The sequence below is a fragment of the Sulfuriferula sp. genome, from assembly GCF_054605375.1.
The window spans coordinates 1-17,721 of the sequence record NZ_JBTSEG010000028.1; the positions used below are offsets into that span (position 1 = coordinate 1).

14 protein-coding genes are annotated in these 17,721 nt (G+C 58.0%); 6 read left to right on the plus strand and 8 right to left on the minus strand.

Features of this window, described 5'->3' with window-relative positions; genetic code table 11:
• Positions 1-115 precede the first annotated feature (115 nt).
• The 6 genes from ACYCZJ_RS13430 to acs all read right to left on the minus strand — a co-directional run bounded on the left by ACYCZJ_RS13430 (position 116) and on the right by acs (position 10,378).
• Entirely contained in the window at positions 116-1,237 is a 1,122-nt protein-coding gene (locus tag ACYCZJ_RS13430; protein ID WP_461554737.1) for a 3-deoxy-7-phosphoheptulonate synthase, read from the minus strand.
• 102 nt (positions 1,238-1,339) lie between these two features.
• Complete coding sequence (locus tag ACYCZJ_RS13435; protein ID WP_461554738.1) at positions 1,340-1,702, minus strand: DUF2934 domain-containing protein; 363 nt, start codon at positions 1,700-1,702, stop codon at positions 1,340-1,342.
• Positions 1,703-1,887: 185 nt separating this feature from the next.
• The gene (gene tldD, locus ACYCZJ_RS13440) at positions 1,888-3,363 is read right to left on the minus strand and encodes a metalloprotease TldD (protein WP_461554739.1); all 1,476 of its coding nucleotides are present in this window, start codon (positions 3,361-3,363) and stop codon (positions 1,888-1,890) included.
• A 57-nt stretch (positions 3,364-3,420) separates the two neighbouring features.
• Positions 3,421-4,290: a carbon-nitrogen hydrolase family protein gene (locus ACYCZJ_RS13445; RefSeq protein ID WP_461554766.1), complete on the minus strand. Its 870-nt coding sequence runs from the start codon at positions 4,288-4,290 to the stop codon at positions 3,421-3,423.
• 108 nt (positions 4,291-4,398) lie between these two features.
• Positions 4,399-8,196 carry a YhdP family protein gene (locus ACYCZJ_RS13450; RefSeq protein WP_461554740.1) on the minus strand — a complete coding sequence of 1,266 codons (3,798 nt, stop codon included), beginning with the start codon at positions 8,194-8,196 and terminating at the stop codon, positions 4,399-4,401.
• A gap of 211 nt (positions 8,197-8,407) precedes the next feature.
• The gene (gene acs / locus ACYCZJ_RS13455) at positions 8,408-10,378 is read right to left on the minus strand and encodes an acetate--CoA ligase (RefSeq protein ID WP_461554741.1); all 1,971 of its coding nucleotides are present in this window, start codon (positions 10,376-10,378) and stop codon (positions 8,408-8,410) included.
• Positions 10,379-10,438: 60 nt separating this feature from the next.
• Here acs and glnE point away from each other — a divergent pair, with 60 nt between their 5' ends.
• The 3 genes from glnE to ACYCZJ_RS13470 are packed head-to-tail and all read left to right on the plus strand — an operon-like array spanning position 10,439 to position 14,308.
• Positions 10,439-13,114, plus strand: a complete 2,676-nt coding sequence (glnE, locus tag ACYCZJ_RS13460) for a bifunctional [glutamate--ammonia ligase]-adenylyl-L-tyrosine phosphorylase/[glutamate--ammonia-ligase] adenylyltransferase (RefSeq protein ID WP_461554742.1) — start codon at positions 10,439-10,441, stop codon at positions 13,112-13,114.
• 57 nt (positions 13,115-13,171) lie between these two features.
• Complete coding sequence (locus ACYCZJ_RS13465) at positions 13,172-14,092, plus strand: branched-chain amino acid transaminase (RefSeq protein WP_461554743.1); 921 nt, start codon at positions 13,172-13,174, stop codon at positions 14,090-14,092.
• Between the two features lie 9 nt (positions 14,093-14,101).
• Positions 14,102-14,308 carry a zinc-finger domain-containing protein gene (locus tag ACYCZJ_RS13470; protein ID WP_461554744.1) on the plus strand — a complete coding sequence of 69 codons (207 nt, stop codon included), beginning with the start codon at positions 14,102-14,104 and terminating at the stop codon, positions 14,306-14,308.
• Positions 14,309-14,680: 372 nt separating this feature from the next.
• Here the strand turns inward: ACYCZJ_RS13470 and ACYCZJ_RS13475 are convergent, their stop codons facing one another.
• Positions 14,681-15,046, minus strand: coding sequence for a COG4315 family predicted lipoprotein (locus ACYCZJ_RS13475; protein ID WP_461554745.1), 366 nt, complete (start codon positions 15,044-15,046; stop codon positions 14,681-14,683).
• A 229-nt stretch (positions 15,047-15,275) separates the two neighbouring features.
• Here ACYCZJ_RS13475 and queD point away from each other — a divergent pair, with 229 nt between their 5' ends.
• The 3 genes from queD (at position 15,276) to ACYCZJ_RS13490 (ending at position 16,936) form a co-directional block, all read left to right on the plus strand.
• Positions 15,276-15,722, plus strand: a complete 447-nt coding sequence (gene queD / locus ACYCZJ_RS13480) for a 6-carboxytetrahydropterin synthase QueD (RefSeq protein WP_461554746.1) — start codon at positions 15,276-15,278, stop codon at positions 15,720-15,722.
• Positions 15,723-15,770: 48 nt separating this feature from the next.
• Positions 15,771-16,253, plus strand: a complete 483-nt coding sequence (locus ACYCZJ_RS13485) for a YbhB/YbcL family Raf kinase inhibitor-like protein (RefSeq protein WP_461554747.1) — start codon at positions 15,771-15,773, stop codon at positions 16,251-16,253.
• A gap of 239 nt (positions 16,254-16,492) precedes the next feature.
• The gene (locus ACYCZJ_RS13490) at positions 16,493-16,936 is read left to right on the plus strand and encodes a DsrE family protein (RefSeq protein WP_461554748.1); all 444 of its coding nucleotides are present in this window, start codon (positions 16,493-16,495) and stop codon (positions 16,934-16,936) included.
• A 96-nt stretch (positions 16,937-17,032) separates the two neighbouring features.
• On the opposite strand, the gene ACYCZJ_RS13495 is transcribed toward ACYCZJ_RS13490, so the two are convergent.
• Complete coding sequence (locus ACYCZJ_RS13495) at positions 17,033-17,716, minus strand: histidinol-phosphatase (RefSeq protein ID WP_461554749.1); 684 nt, start codon at positions 17,714-17,716, stop codon at positions 17,033-17,035.
• Positions 17,717-17,721: the final 5 nt, after the last annotated feature.

Here is a 17,721-nt window from a genome sequence, read left to right on the forward strand (position 1 = left end):
GCATCACCCGGCCAATTGGCCGGGTGCGGATTGAAACCAGCTGTGCATCGGATTCAACTCGATCAGCTCGTCGCATCACCCGGCCAATTGGCCGGGCGCGGATTGACGCAAACAGTCAGGTACTTGGGTATTTTTGCCGCAACGCCAGACGCCTCTCGTAAGCTTCACGCGCAATCGCCACGTCTTCCAGGAAATACGGCAGCTCCGGCAGTGTCAATGCCTGCGGCCCATCCACCAGCGCGGACGCGGGGTTTGGATGGAAGTCCACCAGGATCATGTTGGCGCCGGCGATGACGCCTTGCGCCACGACATGGGCGATGTCGAGCATGCCATCCGGTCCGGCTGCGCGCGTGCCAACCGAGTGCGACGGGTCGATGCACACCGGCATCCGGGTCAGGCGCTTGACTACCGGCACGTGGGCAAAGTCCACCAGGTTGCGGTGCGGGTCGCCCATATTCGTTTTCATCCCGCGCAGGCCGAACACGACTTTGCGATTGCCTTCGCTGGCCAGGTATTCGGCGGCGTTGAGGGATTCGTCCAGGGTAATGCCGAAACCGCGCTTCAACAGCACCGGGAAGCGCTGCTGGCGTCCGACGATTTTAAGCAGTTCGAAGTTTTGTGTATTGCGCGTACCGATCTGCAGCATCACGCCGGTGGGGTCGCCAGTCTGGCGCAGCGCTTCGAAAATCTCGTCCATGTGCGACTCATGGGTGATCTCCATGGCGATGACCTTGATGCCGTATTTGCCGGCCAGCTCGAATACGTAGGGCAGGCAGTCCTTGCCGTGCCCCTGGAACGCATAGGGATTGGTGCGCGGCTTGTAGGCGCCCATGCGCGTGCAGACCTGGCCATTGTCGCGCAGTACCTTCATCATTTGTTCGACGTGCTCGCGGTTATCTACCGCGCACAGCCCGGCGAATACATTGAGGTTGTCCTGGCCGAAGCGCACGCCATTGTATTCAAAATGGCTGGGGCGCGGGTCATTGGCCTGATGGCGTCCGAGTACGCGATATTCTTCGGATACGCGCACCGCGCGCTCTACCCCCGGCAGGCTTTGCATGTAGTCCATGGCCAGCCCGGCGGTGCTGCCGATCAGGTAAATCTCGGTGAGCAGTTGCGTCGCGCCCTGTTCTTCATGTACGCGATACTGGATACCCGGCAACTTGTCCAGATAGCCCATGAGTTGCTGGTAAGCAGAACTGTCCGAGCGGGTATTGGGAGTGAGGATGAGGATCATGCTTTACACGCCATTCGATAAAAGCACGATTGTAGCCTAACCCGGCTGATGGATGAGCCGTCCAGCCTCGATTTGATGTTTCAATCGGATGAAAACAGCCGGCTATTTTTTCAGCAGGGCAACGATCTGCATTTCCGCCTGCGCCCAGTCTGCAGTCGGATCACCTGGCGCAAAACTGCGACGCTCGGCAATGTAGTAGGCCGCTTCGGCAATCATGCGATAGCGCTGCTCGGGACTGACTGGGAGCATAGCCTTCACACTGCGTTTGGCTGCCGGTGCCTTCTCAACGGGGGCAGCCGTTTTAGCCTTGGCCACCTTGGGCTTGGCGGCTACCACAGCCTTGGCTGCGGATTTTCCGGTCGCAGGCTTTGCAGTTTTTGTTTTGGTTTTGACTTTGGTTTCGGCAGCAGTGGATGCCGTTTTACCTGATGTTTTGGTTTTGGTTTTTGCTTTGGACTCGGCCATGAATATTCTCCGTTCGATTAAGCAGGAAGCTTACAGACTGCGTTTGACAGTCAGGTTAAAACGACGCTGAACCTGATAACAGCAATTTGCATACCGGGGGTTCGCGGCGCAGTTGCGGCGCTGCTGGGCAGGGCAACATCCGGACCCCGCACCACGCCCGTGCATCCATGCACGCTTTGTGCGCGTCAGGCGGTGCCGCCCACCGTCAAACCATCAATGCGCAAGGTTGGCTGACCAACGCCGACTGGCACGCTCTGGCCTTCCTTGCCGCAAGTACCGACACCTGGGTCGAGCGCCATGTCGTTGCCGATCATGGAGACGCGCGTGAGCACATCGGGACCATTGCCTATCAAGGTAGCACCTTTCACCGGATAGGTAATTTTGCCATCCTCGATCATGTAGGCCTCGGCCGCAGAAAACACGAATTTTCCGCTGGTAATATCCACCTGTCCGCCGCCGAAGTTCACCGCATACAGGCCGTGCTTGACCGAGGCAATGATCTCGGCCGGGTCCTTGTCGCCATTGAGCATATAGGTGTTGGTCATGCGCGGCATAGGGATATGCGCAAAGGATTCACGCCGTGCATTGCCGGTAATCGGCACGCCCATCAGACGCGCGTTGAGCGTGTCCTGCATATAGCCCTTGAGCACGCCATTTTCGATCAGCGTGGTGCATTGAGTGGGATTACCTTCGTCGTCGACGTTAAGTGAACCACGCCGATTCATCAGGGTACCGTCATCCACCACGGTAACACCGGTGGCAGCAACACGTTCACCCACACGTCCGGCAAATGCCGAACTACCCTTGCGGTTGAAGTCGCCTTCCAGGCCATGGCCGATTGCTTCATGCAGCAGAATACCCGGCCAGCCCGCGCCCAGCACCACGGTCATGCTGCCCGCCGGTGCCGGTTTGGCAGCCAGATTGGTGAGCGCTTGATGCACCGCCTGTTCGGCATATTTTTTCAGCATCGCATCGCTGAAATACTCATACCCGAAACGTCCGCCGCCACCGGCTGACCCCTGTTCGCGCCGGCCATCCTGCTCGGTAATCACCTGCAGCGACAAGCGTACCAGCGGGCGTACATCGGCTGCCTGGTGACCATCGGAACGCGCAATCAATACCACATCATATTCCGACGCCAGACTCGCCATGACCTGGGTGACGCGGCTATCAATAGCGCGTGCATAGCGTTCCAGTTTTTCCAGCAGAACAACTTTTTCCGCGTCTTTCAGAGTGGTGAGCGGATCCATCGGCTGATACAGGGCGTGCCCACCTGGCCGCGCCACCGCATGCGGCTTGCGTACCGCGCCACTCTTGGCAATGGCGCGGGTGGCTTCGGCAGCAGCGAGTAGTGCAGGCTGACTGATGTCATCGGAATAGGCAAACGCGGTTTTTTCGCCGGATACTGCACGCACCCCCACGCCCTGCTCGATGTTGAAGCTTCCGGATTTGACCTGCCCCTCTTCCAGGCTCCAGCCTTCGGAGCGCGTATATTGAAAATACAGATCGGCGTAGTCCACATGATGGTCCATAAGCCGCCCGAACACGCCATCCAGCTGGCTGGCGTCAAGCTGGTTGGGGATCAGCAGCGTTTCATGCGCGGTCTGGAACAACATTTCCGGATTGGGGATCAGTACACCGGTGAGTGTGGAAGTCGTCATGGAATACGCCTGTGAAGTGAATACGGGTTAGATGGTGACAAAGCGCCGGCGTTCAAGCTATTTGATCGCCTTGCCCTTGATCCGGATATGGCTGCAATCCAGCGTGCGATGTTTCAATGCGGGGAGGCTTTTCCTCAAGCTCGCCTGATAGGCGGAATTGATACCCGCCATGACTACCCCGGAACCGCGCGGCAAACGATCCAGCACCACGCCCCATGGATCAACAATCATCGTGTCGCCATGCGTCTCACGTCCGGACAAGTGATACCCGCCCTGCGCCGGCGCAATGACATAGGCCAGATTTTCAATGGCGCGCGCGCGCACCAGCGTTTCAAAATGCGCCTTGCCTGTGGTGGCAGTAAATGCCGACGGCACCAGAATGATGTCCACATCGCGCATGGCGCGATACAGTTCAGGGAAGCGCAGATCGTAGCAAACGGACAACCCGATACGGCCAAACGGCGAATCCAGCACCACCACCTGGTCACCGGGTTCTATGGTTTTTTCTTCCTGATAATGTTCGACGCCCAAATCGAGTCCGAACAGGTGAATCTTGTCGTAACGGGCCACCAGCTTGCCTTTGTCATCATAGACCAGGCAGCTGTTGCGAACTTTTTTTGGATTGTCGCAGGCCATGGGTACCGAGCCGCCTACCAGCCAGATTTTGTGTTTTTTCGCGGCAGCCGCGAGAAATTTCTGGATTGGGCCCTTGCCCACTTCCTCGCGCACGGCCACCTTATCGGTGTCCTTGTTGCCCATGATGGCAAAAAATTCCGGCAACGCCACCAGCTTTGCGCCGCCAGCTGCGGCTAATGCAACCAGCCGTTCGGCCTCGGCCAGGTTGGCGCTTACATTGGGCCCGGATGCCATCTGGATAGCTGCCATACGAATTACACCCGGCGCATGGGCACGTGCCGGCTTTACCACGGCTGTGCGGCTTTTTGGTTTGGCGAAACTGGAAGAGGGTTTACTATGTTTATCGCTCACGACTTTCTCCATGCTGCTGCATTTTTCTGGCGGCCTGATCAACCCGGATTACGGCTCGGCGTCACCCCGCGCAATCCGCTTGACTACCGGATCAGCCCACGCTCCGGTCACACTGTATTCGAATGTGGCCGCCTTCCCGAAGGGATCTTTCAATAGTTTTTGCACGGCCAGCGCACCCAGACCAACCACCGGACCGCCAATCAGGGTGCCTGCCAGCGCCACGCTTTCGCTCAGTTTGGGGGATACCGCCACGCGCAACTGCTGGGTCTCGGCATTGATATCCACTACACCGCTCATGCGTACCTTGGCGGAAGGGCCCTGCATGCGGAAATCGTCACTGTAAACCACGCCACGGCTCAACCTCATGGTACCGGAAATCTCATCGAAGGCGAACCCGTCGCTAAACACATCCCGGAAATCCAGCCCGATGCGGCGCGGCAATGCCTGCAGGCTGAGCACCCCCAACAGCTTGCCGATACCAGGGTCTACCTTGGCAAACTGGCCGCTGCTGGCCTTCAATGCAAACGTGCCGGACAACGAGGAAATGGCAATATCCGCGGGTGTGCCGTTCCACTCGCCCTCGCCATCCAGTGTTGCCCGGCCGCGCTTGACCAGGCCGGGATGATCGAAACGTCCAAGAAACTTGCCCACATCATTCACCTCAAGGTGAATTTTGGCCTGGGTCTGCGGAATGCGGTCAGGATTCCAGATCCCTTGCATGGTCAAAGTGCTGTCCGGGTGAGAGAGGCGGATTGATTCAAAATCAAGACCGCTTTCGTGCGGTGTGGCGGTGACCTGCAATTGACCGAGCGGACGATTTTTCAACTGTAAATTATCCACGTTGATATCCAGCGCCGGCAGGCTGCCATTCTGTGAGGATTTCACTCCGTCTGCAGGCAGGGCCGCCGGGATGTCCAGGGTTTTGAAATGAGCACTGAGTTTGTCCTGCGGCCGGCCAGCACTGGCATCTGCAGGTTGCCATGTCACCTCGCCATTGACACCCTGTCCGGCTACGTTGGCCCGCCACGTGCCGCTCTGGTTGCGTGCATTGATGTTGATATCCTGAAAACGGTGGCCAAACAGGTCGAGCGTACTGAAGTTGAGATTGACCCCGGCCAGGGATGGCAACCCGTCCGCACCGGTTCCTGCCGCCGAAAACTGATTGCGCCAGCGATCCAGACCAGACAGGGGCAGCGAGCCTGTAATCCATAGTCCGCTCTCCTCCGGAAGTACCGCCTCGCCGCCAAAACGCAATGCACCGCGTTCAAACACCGGTTGGCCGTTTTTCAGCGTTTGTAACAGCAACGCCGAAGCTACCTGTCCATAATGGATCGACAGCAGCGATTCACCCGCTGCGCGCAGGGTTTTTTTCACGCGTAGCGGCTGGCTCTGCGCCGCTGTCTTGGCAAAAGGTGGCGGCAAATCCGATGCCATACCCACCAGATTTGATTCAAAATCGGCTTCGGCCTGAAGATGGCGCAGATCGATCGTCGCGTGCCAATCCGCCGTGCCGCGCAGATGGCTTGCCAACGCCGGAGTCAGAAAGGGCATTAGCCCGGCCGCACTCATGCGGCCCTGGGTAACCAGGCGCGTTATCCCACCCGGCTGGCTGGCCGCTGAAATCGTAGCGGGCCCGCCCAACAGTTGAACGCTGATGTTTTGCGCGGCAATGCCGGTGTTGGTGAATTGCAGCCGGCCGCGGATATTCTGCAATGGCGGCATGCCGACAGGGGTCAGCGTATTGCCGTCGAAGGCGAGATCGCCAGCCACAGTGACATCGTGCGCATGGTGCAACGGCACTTTCAGATTCAGTCGCAACCGGCTGTTGCCGGTGGCACCCATATTGTTGGTGATGCCGTCTATTATTTTTGTCACTGGACTGGTATTGACAAAGCGCACGAACGCGTCCGTAGCCCCGCGCGCCTCACCGTTAACTTCCAGCATTGAGTTTCCATTGAACAAGTCAGGAACAATTGCGCTTACCCGGCTGAGTGCCACGCCATAGATGTTCGCCTGATTCGAGGTAATTTCCATACGCTCGCCGCGAAACAGCAGATTCCCCTGTATGCCTTCGATCCTGGGCCAATCCGGCGCGTATTGCAGCACGCCATTTTCGACCCTGGCAGCCACTTCGAATAAACCATCGCGCCCGCCCCGAAAAGGAAAGTGCGCAAGATCTCCTTTGAGACGCACGCTCAGGTCGCGAGCCTGCCCACCCAATAATGCTGTTTGCAGCCACTGATCCGTGTGTTCATTGACTGTCACGGGAAGATAACGATAAACCTGACGTGCATCCAATCGATCCAGGCGCGCGGTCAAATCGATGTTTCCCCGCTGCCCTGATTGATACTGATAATCGCCAAACGCACTGCCTGACAGATCGGTATTGGCGAATGAAGCTTCGGTGAGTTTGAATAGATACCCTTGCTTTTGCTCGCGCCAGTTCATTTGTGCTGTCAGGGTAGCGAGCGCCACATCCGCTACAGGCAGCACACGCGGCAGCGCCAGCATCACATTGCTGCTATTGATCGACAGCGTGCCATTGCTCCGCGTTGCATCGATATTTCCGGTCAATCCCGCGGCACCAGGCAAATTCCCCTGAGCCTGCCAGCCGAGCCGGGTAAAACGGCCCTTGACCTGGTAATCGATCGGCAGATGGTCTGTGCTGCCGCGCCACGCCAGCGTGAATTTCTCCAGTTGGCCGCGCGGCTGCAAATCTGTCAGGCGCTGGCGTTGCGTTGCATCCAGCGGCAGATAGGGTGCCAATACCGCCAGTCGATCGAGCTGTATATTATTCGTATCAATACGGCCGCCGCCCGGCAGGTTCGCTTTAGCCGGATCCAGCCGCAGCGTGAGGTCGAACGGCGCCACATAGACAAAATTCGTTGTGCGTAAACTCAACCGTTTGACCGCAAACGACTGCGCCAACCCCAAGCGCTTCCAGATGGTGCGCCCGGATATATTCGCCAGTTTCAATACCGGCAAATTCGCCGCTAACTGTACCGACACCTGGCGCAGGGAAGCATCCACTGTTGCGGCAATCACTTGCCTGCTGGCCACATCCAGCCACACACGCAGGCCGCCGTAACCCTGGCTGATGGCATAAGGCAGCGTCAGCCATTGGCGCCACTGGCCGAGATCGGTACGATCCACCCGAGCGTATATTTGGCCATGCCAACTGGCCAGGTCATCCAGGCTGCGCCCGCTGAAATCACCCCGTATATCAAGTGGCTGGGCAAGCTGTTCGGGCGGAATGGCGGTCAGGCGAAAACGGTGCCGATGGCCACGATTTTGCAGTGTCAGGTTGACATCGCGCGCCACCAGATACGGCGCACCGCGGCGTTCGTCGTCCCACGCCAGCGTGGCATGATTGACCTGGATATTCCGCTGTGCCAGCAGCCAGTCGCCAAACCCGCCGGATGAACCGGACTGGTTGAGCAGGATACCCGCCACATGGATGCCCTGCATGTCGCGCCGGATGGTGAGCGCCACATCGTCCATGGTGAGCGAGGCCAGGCGCAGCTCGCCGTGCAGCAGTGATGTCCACGACAGCACCGCGCGCACATCGGCCAGAAACAGTGCCGGGCGCCCGTCTGCACCAAACACGCGAATGTCGCGGATGCGCAGGTGCGGATGCAGGCCTTGCCAGTTGGCATTGATTTCGCCCAGCGTGACGCGCTGCCCGGCGCTGTGACTGATGGACGCGGCGATGTCGTCACGCCAGCGGTCGATGTCGGGCAATATCCACAAACGCAACAGCAAAACCAGCGCCACGAACAGCAACGCCAGCGGCAGAAACACATAGTCAACGCCACGCCTGATCCAGCGGCGGCTAAAAGCAATCATGCTGAAATACCCAATACCGTCATATCACTACCTTAACCAGGGAACGACCAAGAGGACAGGATTAACAGGATTTCTCAAGATTGACAGGGCAGAACAAGACCAGAACCGGCCAAAATTTTGGGGTGTAATCCTGTCAATTCTGCAAAAAATCCTGTTAATCCTGTCCCCCATTTGCCTTATCTATTGGCGCCATGCCGGCTGATTTGCAAACTCACCGCACCGCTTCCTTGAGTTGTTCCAGAATCGCCGGATTCTCCAGCGTAGACACATCCTGGGTGATTTCCTCGCCCTTGGCGATCGCGCGCAACAGGCGGCGCATGATCTTGCCGGAACGGGTCTTGGGCAGATTATCGCCAAAGCGGATTTCATCCGGCTTGGCGATGGGGCCAATCTCCTGGCTCACCCAGTCGCGCAGTTCCGCGACAATTTTTTTCGCCTCGTCACCCGACGCACGCACCCCTCTGAGCACGACGAAGGCGACGATTGCTTCGCCTTTGATGTCATGCGGCTTGCCCACCACGGCCGCTTCCGCCACCAGCGGATTGGCCACCAGCGCGGATTCGATTTCCATGGTGCCCAGGCGGTGGCCGGACACGTTCAGCACGTCGTCGATGCGCCCCATGATCCAGTAGTAACCATCCTTATCGCGGTGTGCCGAATCGCCGGCAAGGTATATTTTGCCGCCCAGTTCCGCAGGGAAGTAGGTTTTCCGGAAGCGCTCGGGGTCGCCCCACAAATTGCGCAGCAGCGACGGAAACGGCTGCTTGATCACCAGGTAACCACCCTGCCCCAACGGCACACTGCCGCCCTGTTCGTCCATCACGTCGGCCATGATGCCGGGCAACGGCAGCGTGCATGAGCCGGGTTTGGCCGCCACTGCACCGGGTAGCGGCGCGATCATGTGCGCGCCGGTTTCGGTCTGCCACCAGGTATCGGTAACCGGACAGCGGCTCTGGCCAACCGTTTCGTAGTACCACATCCATGCTTCCGGGTTGATCGGTTCGCCCACCGTACCCAGCAGGCGCAGGCTGGAAAGATCGTAGTTTTTGGGTAAATCAGCGCCCAGCTTGATCAGCGAACGGATCGCCGTGGGTGCGGTATAGAACGTGGTAACCTTATGATCCTGAATAATTTTCCAGAAGCGCCCGGCATCGGGGTAGGTCGGCACGCCTTCGAAAATCACCTCGGTCATGCCCAATGCCAATGGCCCGTAAACCACATAACTGTGGCCGGTAACCCAGCCCACGTCGGCGGTACACCAGAACACATCGGTGTCCGGTTTGGCGTCGAATACCCACTGCATCGACAGGATCGCACCCAGCAGATAACCAGCAGAAGAATGCTGCACGCCCTTGGGATGACCGGTGGAGCCGGACGTGTAGAGAATGAACAACGGATGTTCAGCGTTGACCCATTCCGGTTCGCAGGTATGCGTCATGCCGTTCACCAGATCGTGCCACCAGATATCACGCGCGGCGTTCCAGGCGGTCTCGTCGCCACTGCGCCGGTACACCACGACAGTCTCCACGCATTCGCAATCGCCCAGCGCAATCGCCGCATCCACCGCCGATTTCAAGGGCACGGTCTTGCCGCCGCGGATACTGCCGTCTGCCGTCACTACCAGCCGGGCGCCCGCATCGCGGATGCGCTCGTGCAGCGACCTGGCGGAAAATCCGCCGAACACCACCGAATGTATCGCGCCGATGCGCGCGCAGGCCTGCATCGCCACCACGGCTTCCACACTCATCGGCATATAGATGATGACCCGATCACCCTTTTGCACGCCGCGCGATTTCAAGCCATTGGCGAACGCGCACACCTGGTTGTACAGTGCCTGATAAGTGACCCGCGTCACCGTGCCGTCGTCGGCCTCGAAAATCAGCGCGGTCTTGCCGGCTTTGTCCGGCAGGTGGCGGTCGAGACAGTTGTAGGAAACATTCAGCTCGCCGTCGTAAAACCACTTGTAGAATGGCGCATTGGATTCATCCAGGGTTTTGCTGAAATCTTTTTTCCAAGTGATGCTGGCGCGCGCCATATCCGCCCAGAAGCCCTCGTAATCCGCCGCTGCGCGCGCAGTCAAGGCCTGGTAGCCGTCCATGCCCGAGACGTTGGCCTGTGCCTGGAATGCAGCAGAAGGCGGAAAAATGCGTGTTTCCTGCAAAATGGATTCGATATTGGCCATGCGGGGCTCCTGAATTATTCTGATACGTAGTACAAAGAACCATTTTAACCTGAAGCCATCATGCCAGCACATCACTTGATTGAACGCGCAACCTCTCATTCCCGTTATCTGGCGCGTCTGCTGGCAGCGGATGTCCAGTTTGCCGGGCGCCTCGCCACCGGGCTGGCGCAGCCATTCAACGCAGACACCATGCAGGCACAGTTGCTGGCTGCGGCCCCCGGCGATGAAACCGCACTCAACACCGCCCTGCGCAAATTGCGCCAGGACGTGATGGCAAGATTGATTGTGCGCGACCTGGGTGGATTGGCTGACCTGCCCGAAGTCATGGGCACCTGCACCGATCTGGCCGAAACCACACTGCGGTTCGCCCTCGCCCACCACAGCGCCTGGCTGGCGCAGAAACACGGCATGCCGAAAAATCCGGACGGCAGCGACATGCAACTGGTGGTGGTGGGGATGGGCAAGCTGGGCGGTCGCGAGCTGAATGTCTCGTCGGATATCGACCTCATCTACCTCTATCCGGAACAGGGTGAAACCACCGGCGCCAAGCCCATTTCCCACCACGATTTTTTCATCCTGCTGGGCAAAAAGCTCGGCCTGGCGATTTCCGGCCTGACCGCCGACGGCTTCGTGTTCCGCGTGGACATGCGCCTGCGCCCATGGGGCGACGCCGGGCCGCTGGCGATGAGTTATGCCGCATTCGAGGACTACCTCGTAGCCCACGGCCGCGAGTGGGAGCGCTACGCGTGGATCAAGGGGCGCGCGCTGACCGGCACCCGGCTGGCTGAGCTCGACCAGATCATCCGCCCGTTCGTGTTCCGCAAATATCTGGACTTCAATGCGTTTGCCGCGATGCGCGAACTGCACGCGCAGATCCGCCGCGAAGTCGTGCGCCGCGACCGAGCCGACAACATCAAGCTGGGGCCGGGCGGTATCCGCGAGATCGAATTTATCGCACAAGTATTCCAGCTTATCCGAGGCGGTCAGGTACCTGCTTTGCAAACCCGTTCACTGCTGACTGCACTTTCTTTATTGGCCGCGCGCGGCCTGCTACCGGAATCGGCCGTGACCGAACTCCTGGCGGCTTATGTTTTCTTGCGCAATCTGGAACATCGTTTGCAATACCTGGATGACGCGCAAACCCAGATCTTGCCTGTTCAGCCTGATGATCACCTGCGCATCGCCAGCAGTATGGGATTTGCCGATTACCCGGCTTTTCTGAACGCGCTCAACATCCATCGTCATCATGTGTCACGCCACTTCGATCAGGTATTCGCTGCTCCACAGGCAGACGAGAGCAGCCATCCACTGGCCGGATTATGGCAAGGCGCGCTGGAAGACGTCGATGCGCTGGCAACTTTGGCTGACCTTGGCTACAGCGTACCTGCCGAAGTCTGCAACCGCCTGCGCCAGATCCGCTCCAGCACCCGCTATACCACGCTCCCCGCCAGCAATCGCGCGCGCTTTGACACACTGATGCCGGCGCTGATCGAAGTCGCTGCCGGTTGCAGCCCGCCCGATGCCACGCTGGCGCGCATCCTCGATCTGCTGGAAACCGTGGCACGGCGCGATTCCTACCTGGCGCTGCTGGTGGAATACCCCGCCACCTTGCAGCGCGTGGCCGTGTTGTGCGCAGCCAGTCCGTGGGCAGCGCAGTATCTGGCACGCAACCCGATGCTGCTGGATGAGCTGCTCGACACTCGCGTGCTTTACGCCGCGCCGGATTGGCCTGCACTGGACGACGAGCTGCACGCGCTGATGGACACCCACAGCGGTGACACCGAACGCCAGATGGACGCCATGCGCCAATTCCGTCAGCGCGTCACCTTTCACCTGCTGGCGCAAGACCTGACCGGCGTGCTGGCGCTGGAGACCCTGTCCGACCATCTCTCCGACCTGGCCGCGCTGATTCTTTCAGCCACCCTGCCGCTGGCGTGGGCGGGCGTGCGCAATCGCCACCGCGCTACGCCAGACTTTGCTGTCATCGGTTACGGCAAGCTGGGCGGGCGCGAGATGGGCTATGCTTCCGACCTCGACCTGGTATTTCTCTACGACGACCCCGCGCCCGCAGCCGCCGAGCACTATGCGCGCCTCGCCCAGCGCATCAACACCTGGCTGGGCAGCACCACCTCCGCCGGCGTGCTCTACGAGACCGACCTGCGCCTGCGCCCGGACGGCGCGGCCGGCCTGCTGGTCAGCAGCGTCGAGGCATTCAGCCAATACCAGCACGGCCACGCCTGGACCTGGGAACATCAGGCGCTGACCCGCGCCCGCTACGTGGCGGGCGACGCCGCCGTGGGTGCCGCGTTCGAGCGCATCCGCTACGACATCCTCACGCAGCCGCGCGACCCCGCCAAACTACGCGAAGACGTGCTCGCCATGCGCCGGAAAATGCACGACGGCCATCCCAATCGCAGCGCGCTGTTCGACCTCAAACACGACGCCGGCGGCATCGTGGACGTGGAATTCATGGTGCAATACCTGGTGCTGGCCCACGCCGCACATCATCCCGAACTCACCCGCAACAGCGGCAACCTCGCGTTGCTCAAGCTCGCTGCCGGGCTGGAACTGATCCCGTCCAGCGACGCCGAAGCGGTGCGCAGCGCTTACCGCGAATTTCGCCGGTTGCAGCACGCGTTGCGCCTGCAGAGTGCGCAGACTGCACGTATCGAGCTCGATCAGGTTGCCGGTCATGCAGCGGCAGTCAGGCAGCTTTGGCATATGCTTTTCGGATAACCGGCGCGCGCCGAATCGGTTACAATTTCCCTTTTACAAGTCTTTGGAGTTGCTGCAATGTCAATGGCTGACCGCGATGGTTTTATCTGGTACGACGGCAAGATGGTGCCTTGGCGCGACGCCACCACCCACGTCCTCACCCACACCCTGCACTACGGCATGGGCGTATTCGAAGGCGTACGTGCCTACAAGACCGGCCAGGGCACCGCGATCTTCCGCTTGCAGGAGCATACTGACCGCCTGTTTCGCTCGGCGCATATCCTGGGCATGACAATCCCGTTCGACAAAGCCACGATTACCGCAGCTCAGCTCGCCGCAGTGCGCGACAACAATCTCGAATCCGCCTACCTGCGCCCGATGGCGTTCTATGGCGCTGAGGCGATGGGCATTTCCGCCAAAACCCTGTCCACCCACGTCATCGTTGCTGCCTGGACCTGGGGCGCGTACATGGGTGCGGAAGCGCTGGAGCACGGCATCCGCGTGAAGACGTCATCGTTTGCACGCCACCACGTCAACGTCACCATGTGCAAGGCCAAGGCCAACGGCAACTACATGAACTCCATCCTGGCGCACCAGGAAGCCGCTCAGGACGGCTACCAGGAAGCCCTGCTGCTGGACGTGGACGGCTTCGTTGCCGAAGGCTCCGGCGAGAACGTGTTCATCGTGCGCAACGGCAAACTCATCACCCCCGACCTGACCAGCGCGCTGGAAGGCATCACACGTGACACCATCGTGCAGCTGGCCGGCGAAATCGGTCTTCAGGTCGTGGAAAAGCGCATCACTCGTGACGAAATGTACAGCGCTGACGAGGCCTTTTTCACCGGCACTGCCGCTGAAGTCACGCCGATACGCGAACTCGATAACCGTACCATCGGCGCAGGCGGACGCGGCCCAATCACCACACAGCTGCAAAAAATGTACTTCGATTGCGTGACCGGCAAAGACCCCAAACACACCGACTGGCTTAGTTACATTTAAGGGAAAATCATGGCTCTTGTACAACACGAAAATACCCAGCGCATTATCGAAGTCGGCGCCGACGATCTGCCGCTGCATTGCCCGACCCCCGCCATGATCGCATGGGACTCACACCCGCGCGTGTTTCTGCCGATCGAAGTCAAGGGCGAAGCGCTATGCCCATATTGCGGCACCATGTATGTACTCAAAGGCGGTGCAGTCGCTCACGGGCATTGAGTATCGAGCAGGAACATCGCGACAGTTAGGGTTTTCCCACAATAAGCTGGCGATTCGGTTTACTCCGAGAACTACTGGAATAAGCGACTCTGGATACCGCGCATAAACGTTTTATTTTGAATACGAAGAAAACCGCCACAAGAATGCGCTAGGTTTTGACAAAAATAACTGGCCGGGCATGGCGGATATTACATGGGGAAACCGGTATCCATAAGCATTTTGGAAGCCGACCATATTATGACTGCCCGGCATAAACAGCACACGTCTGAAAATATTGTATAGCCCAACCCAAGTACCCGAATGTCGGTTGCAAAGTAATCGCATTCGGGCACTTGCCCGGATTCAAATAAGCCGGGAAACCACCGTAGCCGATTACTTGATGACGTGCCAGACATCCTTGACGTTATCACCTGATTTGTCACCCGGTTTTTGATCCTTGGCGAACAGGTATACAGGCTTGCCTTTATAGGCCAGCTGTTTGGTTCCATCGTCACGGGTAACTGCGGAGTAGTCGCCGCTCAGGCTACCGCTTGCCGCAACGGGCGGCCACAAGGCGGCGCATGGGCCATTACAGGCACTTTTGCCACTATTGGCGACGTCCTTGTCAAAGGTATACAGCGTCATGCCGGCACTGTCGGTCAATACGCCGCCCGACATCATGGCCGGCTGGTAACTGGCGCAGCCCGCAAACGTCAGGGCGAACAGGGTAGCGATCAAGTATTTTGCTATGCGTAACATTTTTTCTCTCCTTTAAATGAAAGTTCAGGGTCTTGCAGAGGGATGAACAGCAATCGGGTTTGTTTTATTCTGGCAGCGGGTAAATTTTTATTTGCCGGATCACAACTTTTGCAAGTCTTAAAATCGAAAGCATATCCATTCGATGGCTAATCATCAGGTTGACGCTTTATACAACGGTGCATAAGGTGACAAGATATAATCAGCGTATCTTCATTTGATCACGACCCCCATGCTAATCACCCGTCGCCTGGAGTTCGATGCCGGGCATCGCATCCCGAACCACACCAGCCAATGCAAACATTTGCATGGGCATCGATATGCAATTGAAATCACCCTGTCCGGGGAAATCATTACTGCTGAGGGGCAATCCGAACAAGGCATGGTGATGGATTTTTCCGATGTCAAACGCATCGCCAAAACACAATTGGTGGATGCCTGGGACCACGCGTTTCTGGTATATCGCGGCGACCAGGTGGTGAGCGACTTTCTGGCAACCTTACCGGGGCACAAAACAGTCATTCTCGAAGTGGTGCCCACGGTCGAAAATCTCGCGCAGATTGCTTTCGATATTCTCGATCCTGCTTACCAGGATACTTATGGCAACCAGCTGCGTCTGCAACAGGTGCGCATCTACGAAACGCCCAATAACTGGGCGGATTGCAAACGACAGGAATGATTTTTCAGTAGCGGGCTGGTGGCGGTTCAGCTAGCAGGGAGGCGCGCAGTGAGCATGATCATCACATCCAGCGTTTTTACGCACAACAGTCTCATTCCTTCCAGGTACACTTGCGATGGTGCGAATATCTCGCCGCCGCTGGCATGGGCCAATGTACCGGCCAATGCAAAAAGCCTGGTGCTTATCGTTGACGACCCTGATGCACCGGATCCTGCTGCTCCGCAAAGAGTCTGGGTGCACTGGCTGCTCTACAATCTGCCGCCGACCAGCACAGGCCTGTCTGAACAGGTGACCGCATTACCGGCCGGCACACTGCCAGGGCTTAACGACTGGAAGCGCACCGGCTACGGCGGCCCCTGCCCTCCAGTCGGGCGTCATCGCTATTTTCATAAACTTTACGCGCTGGATTTGATGCTACCCAATCTCAACCAGCCAAACGAAGCTGCTTTGGAAAAAGCAATGCAGGGGCACATACTTGCCCAAACTGAACTCATTGGTTTATATCAGCAATCGGTAAGCGGGGACCGCTGAAATATCGAGTTTTCATACTGTTCAATTTTCATTGCGTAATCAGGGCGTGGAGATAAATCAGCTCTTAAACCCAGCCATGCAGTTGATCGACCCCAATGATCACAATGACCAGAGGCGCAGGATCGGGACAATATCCCATAGCATCGGATCATGGACATTTATTAACTTTTAACGTAATTTAGCCAAGCCTTATCCATCCATACAGGCATTTATTTACTCGAAAAATACGGAGGTTTACCATGCGTCACTTTATCCATTCTCTAGTTTTATTACTTGTATTTTCTTGCGGATCGGCCGTTGCACAAACCGCAAACACGGTCTCCGAACACGCTAAAGCAGGTGGATTTAAAGTGTTGCTCGAGGTCAATAGCGCAAACCCTGCCTCCTGGAACCTTGCTGTCAATAATGCGGCCCAGATCATGCAGGTAGTCGGGATGGACAAAGCACAAATTGAAGTGGTGGTATGGGGACCGGGTATCAAGATGCTGGTTAAGGGCTCGCCGGTTGCAGAGCACGTTCAGAGCCTGTCTGCTTATGGCATTACATTTGCTGCTTGTGGCAATACCATGACGGCTTTACATATAACACCAAAGGATCTAATCGCTGGTGCTACTGTTGTTCCAGGCGCCATTGGTGAAATTGTTAAACGGGACCATGAAGGCTGGACACAAATCAAAATGTAACCTGAAAGGGCCGCTATATCATGATGCGGCCCTTGCCCTCCGTCTGATCTCGCATCGTGTCAATCATTTCGATCGCAGGCCGATCAGCGGGTTCAGTTATGCAGAATCCGACCTATTCCCACGCAGACTGATAATCGGCCAGCCGCATTGAACGGCGTGTTCGTGCAAGGTCGCGTCGGGATCCACCGCCACCGGGTTCGTCACCAGATCAAGCAGCGGCAAGTCGTTCAGCGAATCACTGTAAAACCAGCTCTGATCAAAATCGCCCAGGGTTTTGCCAAGGCTCGCCAGCCATTCGTGCAGACGTACGATCTTGCCTTCGCGGAAGCTGGGCGTACCCGCCACACGCCCGGTATAGGCGCCATTAATCTGCTCCGGCTCGGTGGCGATCAGGTGCGAAACGCCGAAAGCCCTTGCAATAGGTGCGGTGACAAAACTATTCGTGGCGGTAATGATGGCAACGAGGTCGGCATCGGCCAGTTCGCGTCCGACCAGCGTCTTGGCAGATGAAGTCATGATCGGCAGGATTTTTTTCAGCATGTAATCAGCGTGCCAGGCATCCAGCTGCGCGCGTGCGTGGCGCGCCAAAGGTTTCAGCTGGAAATCGAGGAATTCGTGGATATCCAGCGTGCCCGCCTTGTATTGCTCGTAAAACGCATGATTGCGCGCCGCATACAGCTCACTATCCAGCACGCCCTGCTCGATCAGGAATTGCGCCCACTCGAAGTCAGAATCCCCGGCCAGCAGGGTGTTATCGAGATCGAACAGAACGAGTTTCATAATGT

Bases quoted from the DNA above. Each gene is read 5' to 3' on its own strand.
- ACYCZJ_RS13430 (WP_461554737.1), bottom strand. From the start codon at position 1,237: ATGATCCTCATCCTCACTCCCAATACCCGCTCGGACAGTTCTGCTTAC.
- ACYCZJ_RS13435 (WP_461554738.1), bottom strand. From the start codon at position 1,702: ATGGCCGAGTCCAAAGCAAAAACCAAAACCAAAACATCAGGTAAAACG.
- tldD (WP_461554739.1), bottom strand. From the start codon at position 3,363: ATGACGACTTCCACACTCACCGGTGTACTGATCCCCAATCCGGAAATG.
- ACYCZJ_RS13450 (WP_461554740.1), bottom strand. From the start codon at position 8,196: ATGATTGCTTTTAGCCGCCGCTGGATCAGGCGTGGCGTTGACTATGTG.
- acs (WP_461554741.1), bottom strand. From the start codon at position 10,378: ATGGCCAATATCGAATCCATTTTGCAGGAAACACGCATTTTTCCGCCT.
- glnE (WP_461554742.1), top strand. From the start codon at position 10,439: ATGCCAGCACATCACTTGATTGAACGCGCAACCTCTCATTCCCGTTAT.
- ACYCZJ_RS13465 (WP_461554743.1), top strand. From the start codon at position 13,172: ATGTCAATGGCTGACCGCGATGGTTTTATCTGGTACGACGGCAAGATG.
- ACYCZJ_RS13470 (WP_461554744.1), top strand. From the start codon at position 14,102: ATGGCTCTTGTACAACACGAAAATACCCAGCGCATTATCGAAGTCGGC.
- ACYCZJ_RS13475 (WP_461554745.1), bottom strand. From the start codon at position 15,046: ATGTTACGCATAGCAAAATACTTGATCGCTACCCTGTTCGCCCTGACG.
- queD (WP_461554746.1), top strand. From the start codon at position 15,276: ATGCTAATCACCCGTCGCCTGGAGTTCGATGCCGGGCATCGCATCCCG.
- ACYCZJ_RS13490 (WP_461554748.1), top strand. From the start codon at position 16,493: ATGCGTCACTTTATCCATTCTCTAGTTTTATTACTTGTATTTTCTTGC.
- ACYCZJ_RS13495 (WP_461554749.1), bottom strand. From the start codon at position 17,716: ATGAAACTCGTTCTGTTCGATCTCGATAACACCCTGCTGGCCGGGGAT.